Source organism: Chitiniphilus shinanonensis DSM 23277, from assembly GCF_000374805.1.
GTDB classification, from domain to species: Bacteria; Pseudomonadota; Gammaproteobacteria; order Burkholderiales; family Chitinibacteraceae; genus Chitiniphilus; species Chitiniphilus shinanonensis.
Genome location: NZ_KB895338.1, coordinates 206,601 through 221,506 on the forward strand (window position 1 = coordinate 206,601; position 14,906 = coordinate 221,506).

The window sequence follows — 14,906 nt, forward strand, 5'->3', positions numbered from 1 at the left end:
CGGAAGAGCCCAGCCGGTCGCAACCGGCCTCCCCCGAGGGCGAATCGACCTTCAAACGCGGGTGCGAAGGACGAAGGCCGGGCGCATGGCTGCGCTGTACCTCGCTCGTGGGGATCGCTCCACTTCGCTCGGCACGCCTTGCCCTGCATCCCGGCCTTCGCCCTAATGGTGGGCCATCCGGTCGGTGTACCGCTCCGCATCCATTCTGTCATTGTGGAAACCCCCGGTGGTCACACGACCACTGGCCTATATAGATTGGTTTCGGGGCCGTGCTCCAGATTGGGGCACGGCGTTCCGTCGCGTGCCCACAAGGACCCTGGACCTCATGAGCTATCTGATCGACCGGCAGGATCTCGCCAACCTGGTCGCCGCCGCCCCCGCCGACGCGGCGCTGCGCCACTTCCTCGCCGCCTACCACCCCAATCTCTCCACCGAGGATTTCGCCTCGCGCCCGGTGGAGGACTGGTTGGGCGCGGCCTTTGCCCACCATCGTTTCGGCGCCCGCCGCGCGAAGGGGGAAACGCTGCTGCGGGTCTACAACCCCAGCCTGCCCGAGCACGGCTGGGAGTCGAGCCACACCGTGGTCGAGCTGGTGGTCGACGATATGCCGTTCCTGGTCGATACCGTGGGCATGGCCCTGGCGCGGCTGGGCTACAGCGTCCACCTGGTGCTGCACCCGGTACTGCGCACCGCGCGCAATGCCGATGGCCAATGGCAGGATCTGGCCGACGATGCGCCGGCCGAATCGTGGATGCGCTTCGAGATCGATCGCGCCTCCGACCCGGCCGCCCTGGCGGCGCTGCACGACGAGATCGCACACGCGCTCACCGCGCTGGAAACCGCCGTCACCGATTGGCCGGCGATGACCGGGCAGTTGGGCCGCACGCTGGCGCAACTGCGCGAGTCGCCGCCGCCACTGGCCGAGGACGAACTGTCGGAAAGCATCGCCTTCCTGCAATGGCTGCTGGACGGCCAGTTCGTCTTCCTGGGCTGTCGCGAGTACCGCTTCGAAGAGACCGAATTCGGCACCCAGCTGATGATCGTGCCGGATTCCGGCCTGGGCCTGCTGCGCGACAGCGGGGCCGGCGGCCCGTCGCGCACCTTTGCCTCGCTCACCCCGGCGCTGCGCGACATCGCGTACAACAACCGCGAACTGCTGATCCTGACCAAGGGCGACACCCGCTCCATCGTCCACCGGCCGGTCTACCTGGACATGGTGTGCGTCAAGCGCATCGACGACTCCGGCACGGTCATCGGCGAACAGCGCCTGCTCGGGCTGTATACCGCCACCGCCTACACCACGCCGCCACGCCAGTTGCCCATCCTGCGCCGCAAGATCGAACAGGCGATGCAACTGGCCGGCGCGCGTAGCACCGGCCACCGCGCCAAAACCCTGCTCAACGTGCTCGACACCTATCCGCGCGAGGAACTGCTGGAGATCGGCGCCGACGAGCTGGCGCGCATCGCCCAGGGCGTGGTGTCGCTGCACGAGCGCAGCCGCGTGCGCACCTTCTTCCGCGACGACATCTACCGTCGCTACGTGTCGGTGATGCTTTACCTGCCGCGCGACAACTACAACACCGACGTGCGCATGCGGGTGCATCGCCTGCTGACCGAGCGCCTGGGCGGCAGCAGCGCCGAATTCAATGTCGCCATGTCGGACAGCCCGCTGGCGCGCATCCATTTCATCGTGCGCATCCCGCACGGCCACTATCCGGCCTACGACGCCGCGCGCATCGAGGCCGAGGTCGCCGAGATCGCCCAGCGCTGGCAGGACGAACTGCGCGCCCAGTTGCGCCAGCACGCCGGCGAGGAAGGCGGCGCGGTGCGCTTTCAGCGTTACCAGCGCGCCTTTCCGTCGGCCTACGCCGGCGACTACCCGGCACGGGTGGCGGTGCACGACATCGACAGCCTGGAAAGCGTGATCGGCAGCACCCGCATCGCCGCGCGGCTGATCGCCGCCAGCCATGCCGACACCCGCCTGTGGCGTCTCAAGCTGTACCGCGCCAGCGCCGTCGAACTGTCCGACAGCCTGCCGCTGCTGGAGAACCTGGGCGTGCGGGTGCTGGACGAGCGCCCGTATGGCCTGAACTTCGACGACGGCAGCCAGGCCTGGATCGTCGACGTCGGCCTGCGCCTGCCCGAGCCGGCGATGCTGGAACAGCCGGAGGCGCGCCAGCGCTTCGTCGATGCCTTCGTCGCCATCTTCGACGGCCGTTGCGAGAACGACGCCTTCAACCGCCTGGTGCCCGCCGCCGGGCTGGATTGGCGCGAAGCGCTGCTGCTGCGCGCCTACGCGCGCTACCTGAAACAGATCGGGCTGATCTTCGATACCGACACCCTGGTCGACGCCCTGCTGGGCCACGGCGAGCACGCGGCCGCGCTGGTGCGGCTGTTCAAGCTGCAACTCGACCCCGCCCACGGCGACCAGGACGCCGCCCAGGCGCTGGCGGCGCAGCTGGCGGCGGAGACCGATGGCCTGGCCAGCGTGGACGAGGAGAAGATCCTCTCCGCCTATCGCCACGCCATCCTCGCCACCGTGCGCAGCAACTGGTTCCAGACCAACGCGCGCGGCGAGCCCAAGGGTTACCTCTCGTTCAAGCTGGCGCCCGCCCGTATTCCGCGCATGCCGCAGCCGGTGCCGCTGTTCGAGATCTTCGTCTATTCGCCGGAGATGGAAGGCGTGCACCTGCGCAGCGGCAAGGTGGCGCGCGGCGGGCTGCGCTGGTCCGACCGTCGCGACGATTTCCGCACCGAGGTGCTGGGGCTGGTGAAGGCGCAGATCGTCAAGAACACCGTGATCGTGCCGGTCGGCTCCAAGGGCGGCTTCGTGCTCAAGCATCCGCCCACCGAGCGCGAGGCGCTGCTGGCGCGCGGCGTGGCGTGCTACCGCACCTTCATCGGCGGCCTGCTCGACCTGACCGACAACCTGGTCGACGGCAAGGTGGTGCCGCCGCCGGCGGTGCGCCGCCTGGACGAGGACGATCCCTACCTGGTGGTCGCCGCCGACAAGGGCACCGCCACCTTCTCCGACATCGCCAACAGCGTATCGCGCGACTACGGCTTCTGGCTGGACGACGCCTTCGCCAGCGGCGGCGCCAACGGCTACGACCACAAGAAGATGGGCATCACCGCGCGCGGCGCCTGGATCTCGGCGACGCGGCATTTCCGCGAGATGGGCATCGACGTCGCCACCCAGCCGATCACCGTGGTCGGCATCGGCGACATGTCGGGCGACGTATTCGGCAACGGCCTGCTGCGCTCGCGCGCGGTGAAACTGGTCGCCGCGTTCGACCACCGCCATGTGTTCATCGACCCCGATCCCGAACCCGGGCGCGCCTTCGACGAGCGCCAGCGGTTGTTCGAGCTGCCGCGCTCATCGTGGGCCGACTACGACGCGGCGCTGATCTCCGAAGGCGGCGGCGTCTGGCCGCGCAGCGCGCGCACCATCCCGCTGTCGCCGCAGGCACGCGCGGTGCTCGGCATCGAAGCCGAGCAACTGGAGCCCGCCCAGCTGATCCAGGCGCTGCTCAAGGCGCCGGTGGACCTGCTGTACAACGGCGGCATCGGCACCTACGTCAAGGGTGCGGCACAGACCCAGGCCGAAGCCAACGACCGCGGCAACGACGCGGTGCGCGTCGACGGACGCGACCTGCGCTGCAAGGTGGTGGCCGAGGGCGGCAACCTGGGCTTCACCCAGCCCGGCCGCATCGAGTACGCGCAGACCGGCGGCCGGTTGTTCACCGACGCCATCGACAACTCGGCCGGCGTCGATTGCTCGGATCGCGAGGTGAACATCAAGATCCTGCTCAACCGCATCGTCGCGGCGGGCGATCTCACCGACAAGCAACGCAACACGCTGCTGGGCGAAATGACCGGCCAGGTGGCGGAGCTGGTGCTGCGCGACAATACGCTGCAAACGCTGGCAATCGCGCTGGAGGCCGAGCAGGCGGCGTCGCTGCTGCCGGTGCACCTGCGGCTGATGCAGACGCTGGAGCGCCACGGCCGGCTGTCGCGCCGCCTGGAATACCTGCCGTCGGACAGCCAGTGCCAGGAGCGCATCCAGGCCGGCCAGGGCCTGACCCGCCCCGAGCTGTCGGTGCTGTTCGCCTACGCCAAGATCGTGCTCAAGCAGCTGCTGCTCGAATCCGACCTCGTCGACGCGCCACGCTGGAACGACCTGCTGCGCCAGGGCTTTCCGGCGACGCTGGTCGAGCGCTTCGGCGCCCGGCTGGCCGAACACCCGCTGCGCCGCGAAATCGTCGCCACCCTGCTGACCAACCATGTGGTGAACCGCTATGGCATCACCTGCGTGTTCCGCCTGATCGAGGAAACCGGCAGCAACGCCGCCGGCGTGGTCGCCGGGCTGCGCGAAGCCGAGGCCCTGCTCGACACCGAAACGCTGGCCGCGCGCGCCGAACGCCTGATCGACCAGGGCGTGCCGGCCGGCGACGTGTACAGCCTGCTGCTGGGCGCGCGCCGCCAGACCGAGCGCGTGGCGCGCTGGCTGCTGCAAGGTTCGCCCGACGAGGCCGCGCTGGACCACCTGCGCACCTGCGCCGCGCTCAGCCTGGCGCAGGTGCCGGAATGGCTGGTCCAGCAAGGCGTGGCGCTGGCACGGCGCGAAAACTGGCTGGGGGCCGGCATTCCGGCCGATCTGGTCGGGCGCGCGCTGGCCATCGACTACGCGATGCCGTTCCTCGCGCTGGCGCGCGGCACCGCCGACACCGGCACCCTGGCCGAGCGGATGAAGCTCTACCTGGCGCTGGGCACGCAACTGGAATTCGAGTGGCTGGCGCAGGCCATCGAGCAGTTGCCGCGCGACAGCCGCTGGCAGGCGCTGGCGCGCATCGCCGCGCGCGACGACCTGCTGCGGCTGCACGTGCACCTGGCGCAGGCGGCGTGGCAGAGCGACCAGGGCGGCATCGACGCGCGCCTGGCCGCGTGGCACGACGGCGCGGCGCAATCGGTGGCGCAATGGCGCGCCATCGTCGCCGAACTGCGCGAGAGCACGCCGGACCTGGCGATGATCTCGGCCGCGCTGCGCGAACTGCGGGCCCGGATGACCGGCGAGCACTGAGAGCGGCTGACAAAACCCTCCTGGCCGCGTCAGCCCGACTGGCCGTACGCCTTGTACTGTCTGCGTTTCGCGCGCCGTGCCAGGATCGCTTCGCCGGGTTTTGTCAGCCGCCCTGAGCCCCGCGCCGGATCGCGCCACCGCCGCGCGGTCCGGCGCCACCCTGCCCGACCGCCGTCGCGAAATCCGTCCGCCACTTCCCTGATATACTTCCGGGTTTCGCGAAATCACCCGAAGCCCAATGGAAGCCGAACAGCTCAACCAGATCGCCGCCCACCTCGACGACCTCGCCGGCCGCGCCGACGAACTGAAGCGTTACCTCGACTACCCCGCCAAGCGCGACCGCCTGGAGGAAGTGGTGCGCCTGTCGGAGGACCCCGAGCTGTGGAACGACCAGAAGAAGGCGCAGGAGATCGGCCGCGAGCGCAAGGCGCTGGAAGACGTGGTGCTGGTGCTGGACGAAGTGGCCGGCGGCGCCGCCGATGCGCGCGAGCTGTTCGACATGGCCCGCGCCGAGGACGACTTCGACACCTGCGCCGCCATCGATGAAGACGCCCAGGCGCTGGAAGAAAAGATCGCCAAGCTCGAATTCCGCCGCATGTTCAGCAACCCGATGGACCCGAACGCCTGCTTCATCGACATCCAGTCGGGCGCCGGCGGCACCGAGGCGCAGGACTGGGCCGGCATGCTGCTGCGCATGTACATCCGCTACGGCGAGCGCAAGGGCTTCAATGTCGAGGTGATGGAGGAATCCGAAGGCGAAGTCGCCGGCATCACCAGCGCCACCATCAAGCTTTCCGGCGAATACGCCTATGGCTTCCTGCGCACCGAAACCGGCGTGCATCGTCTGGTGCGCGTGTCGCCGTTCGACTCCAACGCCCGCCGCCATACCTCGTTCTGCTCGGTGTTCGTCTACCCCGAGGTGGACGACAGCTTCGAGATCGAGATCAACCCGGCCGACGTGCGCACCGACACCTATCGCGCGTCCGGCGCCGGCGGCCAGCACATCAACAAGACCGACTCCGCGGTGCGCCTGACCCACATTCCCACCAACATCGTGGTGCAATGTCAGAACGACCGCTCGCAGCACCGCAACCGCGACGAAGCGTGGCAGATGCTGCGTGCCAAGCTGTACGAGCTGGAGCTGCGCAAGCGCATGGAAGCGCAGCAGCAGCTGGAGGCCGGCAAGTCGGACATCGGCTGGGGTCACCAGATCCGCTCCTACGTATTCGACCAGAGCCGCATCAAGGACCTGCGCACCGGCTACGAAGTGGGCAACCTCAAGGGCGTGATGGACGGCGACCTGGACGGCTTCATCGAGGCCAGCCTGAAACAGGGCGTGTAAGTCGTCTTGACCCCAAACCCTGAACCACAGAGAACACGGAGAACACAGAGCTTCACAGAGGAAAGCGCATGCTGAACGATCCGCTCAGCGAGCAGATCATCGGCGCTGCCATCGAAGTGCACCGCGCGCTTGGCGCCGGCCTGTTGGAAAACGCCTACGAGCAGTGCCTGCGGCATGAACTGGCCCTGCGCGGCCTGGCGGTGCAATCCCAACTGCACTTGCCGATCCGGTACAAAGGCGTCCAGGTCGACCACGCGTTCAAACTGGATCTGCTGGTCGAGGAACGCGTGATCGTCGAGTTGAAAAGCTGTGAGAAGCTGTTGCCCATTCATGAATCCCAATTGCTGACCTATTTGAAACTCACCGGCCTCAAAACCGGCTTATTGATCAACTTCAACACCACATTGCTCAAGAACGGCCTCCGCAGGCTGGTCCTGTGACCTACTCCGTGCGGCTCCGTGCTCTCTCTGTCCTCTGTGGTTCAAGATTTAGGGTTTGAAACCATGTCCGAAGAACAACAACTGCCCCAAGACGAAAACCAGATCATGGCCGAGCGGCGTGCCAAGCTGGCATCGATCCGTGAAGCCGGGGTGGCCTTTCCCAACGACTTCAAGCGCGAGCACTTCGCCGCCGACCTGCACGCCAAGTACGGCGCCAAGGAGAAGGAAGAACTCGATACGCTGACGGTCGAAGTACGCGTGGCCGGGCGCATGATGCTCAAGCGGGTGATGGGCAAGGCCAGCTTCGCCACGGTGCAGGACGGCTCGGGCCGCATCCAGTTCTATATCAGCCGCGACGCGGTGGGCGAAGAGGTGTATGCCGCGTTCAAGACCTGGGACATGGGCGACATCCTGGCCGCGCGCGGCACGCTGATGAAGACCAAGACCGGCGAGCTGTCGGTGCAGGTCACCCAACTGCGCCTGCTCACCAAGAGCCTGCGCCCGCTGCCGGACAAGTTCCACGGTCTGGCCGACCAGGAACAGAAGTATCGTCAGCGCTACGTCGACCTGATCGTGAGCGAACAAAGCCGCGACACCTTCATCAAGCGCTCGAAGATCGTGCAGAAGATCCGCGAGTTCATGGTGGCCGAGGGCTACCTGGAAGTGGAAACGCCGATGATGCACCCGATCCCGGGTGGCGCCACGGCCAAGCCGTTCATCACGCACCACAACGCGCTGGACATGCCGCTCTACCTGCGCGTGGCACCCGAGCTGTACCTGAAGCGCCTGGTGGTCGGCGGCATGGAACGCGTGTTCGAGGTGAACCGCAACTTCCGCAACGAGGGGATGAGCACGCGCCACAACCCCGAGTTCACCATGATGGAGTTCTACGAGGCCTACGCCGACTACCAGCGGATGATGGACCTGACCGAAGGGGTGATCCGCTACGCCGCCAAGGAAGTACTCGGCCATACCGTGGTCGAGTACCAGGGCAAGACGGTGGATCTGTCCAAGCCGTTCGCGCGCTTCACCATCGCCGGCGCCATCAAGCACTACAACCCGCAGTACACCGACGAGCAACTGCACGACCGCGCCTTCCTCAAGGCCGAGATCGCCCGCCTGGGCGGCAAGCCGGTACTCACCGACGGCATCGGCGGCCTGCAACTGTCGCTGTTCGACGAAACCACCGAGGAAAAGCTGTGGGAGCCGACCTTCATCGTCGACTACCCGGCCGAAGTGTCGCCGCTGGCGCGCGCCAACGATGCCAACCCCGGCATCACCGAGCGCTTCGAGCTGTTCATGGTCGGCCGCGAGCATGCCAACGGCTACTCGGAGCTGAACGATCCGGAAGACCAGGCCGCGCGCTTCCAGGCGCAGGTGGCGCTGAAGGACAAGGGCGACGACGAGGCCATGCACTTCGACGCCGACTACATCCGCGCGCTGGAATACGGCCTGCCGCCCACCGGCGGCTGCGGCATCGGCATCGACCGGCTGGTGATGCTGCTGACCGATTCGGCCAGCATCCGCGACGTGATCCTGTTCCCGCAGATGCGCCGCGAAGACTGATCCGTCCCGCGTCTGAAAAATGCCGGCCCCAAAGCCGGCATTTTTCGTTGCTGCGCCGGGTGACGCGCCGGCGGGGCGTCGTCCGGCAAACCCCATCGCCCGGCGAAACCGGCCGATCCATGCAGCATTGCGCAAGCCCGGGTACTGCGCGCGGGGTCGGGGTCGGGCATACTGGCCGGCCATCCGCGCATGAGATGGGTTCGCAACGACCGCTTCATCGCGCCCACAGGTATTCCCCGATGTCCCGCCCCATTTTCCAGCCCATTTCCGTCCTCGACTGGCGCGTGCTGTTGTTCCCGCTGTCGATGGTGCTCTACGAATTCGCCACCTATATCGCCAACGACATGATCCTGCCCGGCATGCCGGCGGTGGTGCGCGAGTTCGGCGTCGGCGAAGCCTGGGTGCCGACCGGCATGTCGGCGTTCCTGGCCGGCGGCGCCGCGCTGCAATGGCTGCTCGGTCCGCTGTCCGACCGCGTCGGGCGGCGACCGGTGCTGCTGTTCGGCGTTGCCTGCTTCGTCGCCAGTTGCCTGGCCACGCTGCTGGTGCGCGACATCTGGTCCTTCGTGGCGCTGCGCTTCGTGCAGGGTTTCGGCCTGTGCTTCGTGGTGGCGGTGGGCTATGCCGCGATCCAGGAGGCGTTCGTCGAGGCGACGGCGGTCAAGGTCACCGCGCTGATGGCCAACGTGGCACTGATCTCGCCCCTGATCGGGCCACTGGCCGGCGCGGTGATGATCGAATACGCACCGTGGCGCTGGATCTTCGTGGTGATCGCGGCGGTGGCCGCCATCGCCTGGGTCGGCTTGTGGCGCGCCATGCCCGAGACCGCGCCGCCCGCCAGCGGGCCGTTGCGTGCCGGCGCCATCTGGCGCGACTACCGCGCGGTGCTGGGCAACCGCCGCTTCCTGCTGGGTGCGCTGTCGATCGCGGCGGCCGGCATTCCGCTGCTGGCGTGGATCGGCCAGAGCCCGGTGATCCTGATCGAGCGCGCCGGGATGAGCCCGCTGGACTTCGGGCTGTGGCAGATTCCCGTGTTCGTGGCGCTGGGCCTGGGCAACCTGGCGCTGGCGCGTTACGCGGACCGGCTGCCGGTGCAGCGGCTGGTCGCCCTCGGCAGCGGTCCGGTCATCGCCGGCCTCGTGCTCACCCTGGCGACGTTGTGGCAGCCGGCGGGCTGGGGCTGGATTGTCGGCGGCATCTCGCTCTACGCGTTCGGACTGGGGCTGGCCAACGCGGTGCTGTACCGGCTGACGCTGTTTTCCAGCGAGATCGGCAAGGGCACGGTATCGGCCAGCCTGGGCATGGTGACGCTGCTGGCGTATTCGCTGGGGATCGAGCTGGTGAAGATCGGCTACGCACACTGGGGCAACGCCTGGTTCGCGCTGGTGAGCTGCGCCGCCGGTGCCGCCTACCTTCATTGTTCGCGCCGCTTCCTGCGGCATCGACCGGGGACGGTAGAATCGGCGCCATGACCGTCGATCCCATCCTGCTGCCGATCCCCGAAACCCTGCACAGCCAGCGACTGACCTTGCGCTGCCCGCGCGAAGGCGACGGCGCCGCCGTGCATGCGGCGGTGCTGGCCACGCTGGCGCAACTGCGCGCCTGGCCGGCCTCGCTGCCCTGGGCGCAGGACACGCCCTCGCCCGCCGCCAGCGAGCGCTGGTGCCGTCTGGCACGCGCCGAATTCATCCTGCGCCAGCAACTGCCGTGGCTGATCCTGTCGCGCGAGCACGGCACGCTGCTGGGCGCCTGCGGCCTGCATCACCCGGACTGGGACGCCGGCAGCTTCGCCATCGGCTACTGGCTGCACCGCGACCACCAGGGCCACGGCTACGCCACCGAGGCGGTGCAGGCACTGGTGGCAATGGCGCATCACAAGCTGGACATCCGCCAGTTCACCATCGATTGCGACACCCGCAACGTCGCCAGCGCCCGCGTCGCCGAACGCGCCGGCTTCGTGCTGGAAGGCCGGCAACCGCTGCCCGCCGAGGCCGGCGCGGACGGCGAGATCCTGCTTTACGGACTCACCCTGCCGTGAACCCCATCGTCCCCGCCACGCTGGCGCTCTCCGCCGACGGCGTGCCGTACTCGGCCGCCTTCGACGATGTCTATCACTCCAGCGACGGCGGCCTGGGCCAGGCGCGCCACGTGTTCATGGCCGGCAACGATCTGCCGCACGCCTGGGCCGGGCGTTCCTACTTCACCATCGTCGAGACCGGCTTCGGGCAGGGCCTGAATTTTCTCGCCACCTGGCAGGCCTGGCGCGCCGACCCGCAACGCTGCGAGCGGCTGCACTTCGTATCGCTGGAGCAGTTTCCCTTCCGCCGCGACGACCTCGCGGTGCTGCATGCCCGCTACCCGGAGCTGGCGGAGCTGTCCGCCGCGCTGCGCGCGGCGTGGCCGGCGCTCACCCCGGGGCTGCACCGCATCTGGCTGGATGACGGCCGGGTCACCCTGACCCTGGCGCTGGGCGATGCGCGCGCGCTGTTGTCGCAACTGGACGCGCGCGCCGACGCCATCTACCTGGACGGCTTTTCGCCCGCCAAGAATCCGGAACTGTGGCAGCTGCCGATCTACAAGGCGCTGTGGCGGCTGTCGCATGCTGGCACCACCCTGGCCACCTACACCGTGGCCGGCGAGGTACGGCGCGGTCTGACCGAGGCCGGGTTCGCCGTGCGCAAGGCCGAAGGCTTCGGCGGCAAGCGGCAGATGTTGCGCGGCGGTGTGGCGCGCGCACCGCGCCGCACGACGCCCCATGCCGGGAAACGCAGTGCGCTCGTCGTCGGCGCCGGCCTTGCCGGCTGCGCAGTGGCCGAGCGCCTGGCGGCGCGCGGCTGGCAGGTCACGCTGCTGGAGGCGGAAAGCGACCTCGCGCAGCGCTCCTCGGGCAACCACGCCGGCTTGATGCACCCTTATTACTCGCGCGACGACAACCTGCTGTCGCGCCTGACCCGCGCCGGCTGCGCGCTGGCGTTGCGGCATTTCGCCGCGCTGACCGCCGCAGGCCTGCCGCTGCGCTACGCGGTGGAGGGCATCCTGCAACTGGCCAAGCACGATGCGCAGCAGCAGCTCATGGCCGAGCTGGCCGAACAGGGCGGCTGGCCCGACCTGGCCTTCCTGCCGCCCGAAGCGGCCAGCGCGCGCGCCGGCACCGCGCTGCCCCGTGGCGGCTGGTGGTTCGCCGACGGCGCGACGGTGTCGCCGCCCTCGCTGTGTCGCGCCAACCTGCTGCGCCATCCACGGCACATCACATTGCGTACCGGCACGGAAGTCGCCGCGTTGCGTCATGAGACGGACCACTGGCTGGCGCTGGATATCTCGGGCCGGCCGCTGGCCCGCGCCGGCATCGCCGTCCTGGCCAATGCCACCGCCGCCGCCCGCCTGCCGCAGGCGGCCGGGCTGCCGCTGCACGACGCGGCGCGCGTCGCCACGGTGCTGGCGCAATCCGAGCTGGCCGTGCCACGGATCGCCATTGCCGGCGATGGCTATGTCACCGGCGCGCTGGACGGCGCGCGGGTGATCGGCGCCGCCTCCCTGACCGATACCCTGGCCCAGGCCGAAACGGCGAACCTCGATGCGCTGCGTACCCTGGTCCCCGGACTGCCGCCACCCCAGCCACTGTCCAGCCGCACCTGCCTGCGCCCCACCGCGCCGGATCGCCTGCCGCTGATCGGCGCCCTGCCCCTGGCCGAGCAATCGGCCGCCTGCCACCAACTACGCCAGATCGCCCGCCACCCAGGGCTGTATGCCGCGCTGGCGTTCGGCTCGCGTGGGCTGACCTGGGCCACGCTGGCGGGTGAATTGCTGGCCAGCCACCTGGACGGCGAGCCCGCGCCGCTGGAGCAGCCTTTGCTCGACGCGGTCGATCCCGCGCGCTTCCTGCTGCGCGCCTTGCGCAGCGCCCGCTGATTCCCCAGCCCCGGCAGGGCCGACGTGCCCGCCACCGCCCCGTAGCCGCGCCCTGACCGGACCATTGCGCAGGCTCCCTGCCCGGCCCCGATCCGCGCCCATGGGCGTGCCTGCCGTCTTGATGCCTCGTCCTGCGCCCTTGCTTGCATATGTCATGTGCAGTGCAGCATTCATATCCCCCGTCCACCCCGAAGTTTCCCCGCGCCCGTCGGAGTAACCGGCCGTAGACATCGTTTCGTCCGCCCAAAGCTGGTATCCAGGGCAAGCCCGGCCAAGTCGGGTTGCTTCCGGGCGACGCGAAATTAACCCGCGCCCAATTCCGGTCCAATTCCACTTTCAAGCAATTTACAACTCACCATCAATTGCGCGCAATTTTTAAAATTTCGGCAGTCGCAAGGATTTTTCTTTTCCGTTACGGACAGCTTTTTTTACACCAAGAAAAGCCAAACCAACACGAATGGAAAGCTAATTACGCGCCGTTACCGTTGATCGCCTTTTACGCGGATTTTCAAAAAAACCTATTCCAAAGCGTGCCCCACATCACTACGATTCACCTCAATAAGAGAACGCTAATGTTCTGACAAAGCTTGTAGGGAGAAGGTTTGCGGCACGAAATAGTGCGTTGATTTCCATCAACAAACACCAAATCCATTTGCCGCCATTCATCTTCGCAGTGATATGGAGTCATGCAGTAAAATGAAAACCAAACTATTCAATCCGATCATCTTTGCCACGGCACTTTTGGCCGCGGCGTTTTCATCCCAAGCCGAAGCCGGCATGGATTACAGCAAATATAATTTGCTCGGCAATTATGGTTTTGAAAATGGTGCGGCCCTGACCGCCGGACTGTCCAGTGGCTGGATCAACGACAAGAGCGCGGGCTATACCAGCTTCCAATTGGTCACCTCCGTGCCGTACGAAGGCACGACCGCGCAATTGATGAGCTTCTCCGCGCTCAACAGCGGCAAGTGGGCGCGGCTTTACCAGGAAGTCCCCATCACGCCGAACCGCCAGTACTACGCCAGCAGCTTCGTGCGGGTGCAGGCCCTGAACGGCGCGCGCTTCGAAATGCGGCTGGAACTGCTGGACGACAGCGGCGCGGTCATCCAGAGCCGTTCCACCGACTGGTACCTGAACCAGAGCCTGACGGCGCCCACCAACGGCTGGACCAACCTGAAGATGAACGGCATGGTGCCCGCCAACGCGGTCAAGGCGCGTCTCGCGTTCCGCGCCATCGGCGTCGATGCCGACAGCAGCGGTACGGTGCTGATCGACGCGGTGCAACTCAGCCAGACCCAGATGCAGATGGGCCGCTTCGAGCTGAACAACCTCAGCGAGTTCGACAAGGTGGATGCCAACGAGGGCGCCCTGATCCCCAGCGACAGCGTGGCGCGCAGCGGCAAGAAGTCGCTGGCCGTGCAGTTGCGCAACACCGATCCGCTGGTTTCCTCGGGCAAGCGCGCGGAGCTTTCCAAGCTGGACATCGGCGAGAACGGCAAGTCCTATGCCTACGGCTTCAGCCTGTATCTGCCGACCGACTGGAAGAGCGACACCTCGTCGGAAGGCATCGCGCAGTGGCACGTCACCGGCGATCCGGGCGACGTGGCGCGCTCGCCCAGCCTGGCGCTGATGATCCAGGGCGACAAGTGGATCGTGGCCAAGCGCTGGGACGATCAGGCGATCTCCACTTCCAACAGCCTGGCCGCGCTGCACTACGAGGTCATCTATGAAGCGCCGCTGAACAAAGGCAAGTGGGAGGACTGGGCGTTCGAAGTGCGCTGGGACTATCGCCCGCAAGCGGCCGGTGGCACTGGCTACACCCGGGTCTGGCGCAATGGCGTGCTGGTGGCTTCGGTCAATGCGCCCAACAGCTACAACGACCAGAACCAGAAGTACTTCAAGATCGGGCTGTACAAGTGGGACTGGAACAACGGCGCGGCCACCCAGACCACCTACCGCAAGCTGTACATCGACGATGTGCGGATCACCGACAGCGGCGGCACCCATCTGGATGTGATGCCCTGAGCTGCCTCACTGCGACACGGCGCCCTGCGGGGCGCCGTTTTTGTTTTGGAGGCCCACGGGAACACAGCGTCCCGCGCTGCCAGCCGATACAGTGACAACTGTTATTGCACTGCGCCTGCTTTTCGCGGGTGTACCTGAATCTGTAACGGTCGATGACGGACGCTTAAGCTTCTTCCTGAACCACGGTCGAAGGAGCCCACGATGAAAACCACCATGCTGCATTGCCAGGGATTGCTGGCGCTGGAATACGCCGGCCCGGTCGAGCTGCGTTGCATCGCCGGGGCGCTGTGGATCACCGAGCATGGCTGCGATCTGATCGTGCGCGCCGGCGAGCGCTGCCGGTTGCAAGGCGGCGACAAGGCGCTGGTCCAGGCGCTGCGGCCCAGTCACTTCAGCATCGAGGCGCCGCAAAGTCCGCCGTTACGCTGGCTGGCGCGCTGGCTGCCACGCCTGCGCCGCATCGGTCGCCGGACTGCGCCGCGCTACGCCTATTGACGCCACCCGGCAGGCGGCGCAACTCGCTGTGCGGTGACCCGGTCGTATC

The 14,906-nt window shown here is 67.4% G+C and carries 9 protein-coding genes; all 9 read left to right on the forward strand.

What is annotated here, in order from left to right:
• Nucleotides 1-325 precede the first annotated feature (325 nt).
• Nucleotides 326-5,080 carry an NAD-glutamate dehydrogenase gene (locus tag C556_RS0107020; protein ID WP_018747531.1) on the forward strand — a complete coding sequence of 1,585 codons (4,755 nt, stop codon included), beginning with the start codon at nt 326-328 and terminating at the stop codon, nt 5,078-5,080.
• A 238-nt stretch (nt 5,081-5,318) separates the two neighbouring features.
• The gene (prfB, locus tag C556_RS0107025; RefSeq protein WP_018747532.1) at nt 5,319-6,422 is read left to right on the forward strand and encodes a peptide chain release factor 2; all 1,104 of its coding nucleotides are present in this window, start codon (nt 5,319-5,321) and stop codon (nt 6,420-6,422) included.
• A gap of 68 nt (nt 6,423-6,490) precedes the next feature.
• Nucleotides 6,491-6,862, forward strand: a complete 372-nt coding sequence (locus tag C556_RS0107030; RefSeq protein WP_018747533.1) for a GxxExxY protein — start codon at nt 6,491-6,493, stop codon at nt 6,860-6,862.
• A gap of 63 nt (nt 6,863-6,925) precedes the next feature.
• Nucleotides 6,926-8,428, forward strand: coding sequence for a lysine--tRNA ligase (lysS, locus tag C556_RS0107035; RefSeq protein ID WP_018747534.1), 1,503 nt, complete (start codon nt 6,926-6,928; stop codon nt 8,426-8,428).
• Between the two features lie 239 nt (nt 8,429-8,667).
• The gene (locus C556_RS19680) at nt 8,668-9,900 is read left to right on the forward strand and encodes an MFS transporter (protein WP_018747535.1); all 1,233 of its coding nucleotides are present in this window, start codon (nt 8,668-8,670) and stop codon (nt 9,898-9,900) included.
• Nucleotides 9,897-10,466 carry a GNAT family N-acetyltransferase gene (locus tag C556_RS0107045; protein ID WP_018747536.1) on the forward strand — a complete coding sequence of 190 codons (570 nt, stop codon included), beginning with the start codon at nt 9,897-9,899 and terminating at the stop codon, nt 10,464-10,466. Before C556_RS19680 ends, C556_RS0107045 begins: the two co-directional genes overlap by 4 nt.
• Nucleotides 10,463-12,337, forward strand: coding sequence for a bifunctional tRNA (5-methylaminomethyl-2-thiouridine)(34)-methyltransferase MnmC2/FAD-dependent 5-carboxymethylaminomethyl-2-thiouridine(34) oxidoreductase MnmC1 (gene mnmC / locus C556_RS0107050; RefSeq protein WP_018747537.1), 1,875 nt, complete (start codon nt 10,463-10,465; stop codon nt 12,335-12,337). Before C556_RS0107045 ends, mnmC begins: the two co-directional genes overlap by 4 nt.
• 777 nt (nt 12,338-13,114) lie before the next feature.
• On the forward strand, nt 13,115-14,362 hold the full coding sequence (locus C556_RS0107055) for a polysaccharide lyase family 20 protein (protein WP_157235987.1): 1,248 nt from the start codon (nt 13,115-13,117) through the stop codon (nt 14,360-14,362).
• Nucleotides 14,363-14,563: 201 nt separating this feature from the next.
• Nucleotides 14,564-14,857, forward strand: a complete 294-nt coding sequence (locus C556_RS0107060; RefSeq protein WP_018747539.1) for a DUF2917 domain-containing protein — start codon at nt 14,564-14,566, stop codon at nt 14,855-14,857.
• The last annotated feature ends 49 nt before the right edge of the window (nt 14,858-14,906 follow it).

Excerpts from the sequence above, each read along its gene's own strand:
- C556_RS0107045 (WP_018747536.1), top strand. The coding sequence starts at position 9,897 with ATGACCGTCGATCCCATCCTGCTGCCGATCCCCGAAACCCTGCACAGC.
- C556_RS0107020 (WP_018747531.1), top strand. The coding sequence starts at position 326 with ATGAGCTATCTGATCGACCGGCAGGATCTCGCCAACCTGGTCGCCGCC.
- C556_RS0107030 (WP_018747533.1), top strand. The coding sequence starts at position 6,491 with ATGCTGAACGATCCGCTCAGCGAGCAGATCATCGGCGCTGCCATCGAA.
- prfB (WP_018747532.1), top strand. The coding sequence starts at position 5,319 with ATGGAAGCCGAACAGCTCAACCAGATCGCCGCCCACCTCGACGACCTC.
- lysS (WP_018747534.1), top strand. The coding sequence starts at position 6,926 with ATGTCCGAAGAACAACAACTGCCCCAAGACGAAAACCAGATCATGGCC.
- C556_RS0107060 (WP_018747539.1), top strand. The coding sequence starts at position 14,564 with ATGAAAACCACCATGCTGCATTGCCAGGGATTGCTGGCGCTGGAATAC.
- C556_RS0107055 (WP_157235987.1), top strand. The coding sequence starts at position 13,115 with ATGGATTACAGCAAATATAATTTGCTCGGCAATTATGGTTTTGAAAAT.
- C556_RS19680 (WP_018747535.1), top strand. The coding sequence starts at position 8,668 with ATGTCCCGCCCCATTTTCCAGCCCATTTCCGTCCTCGACTGGCGCGTG.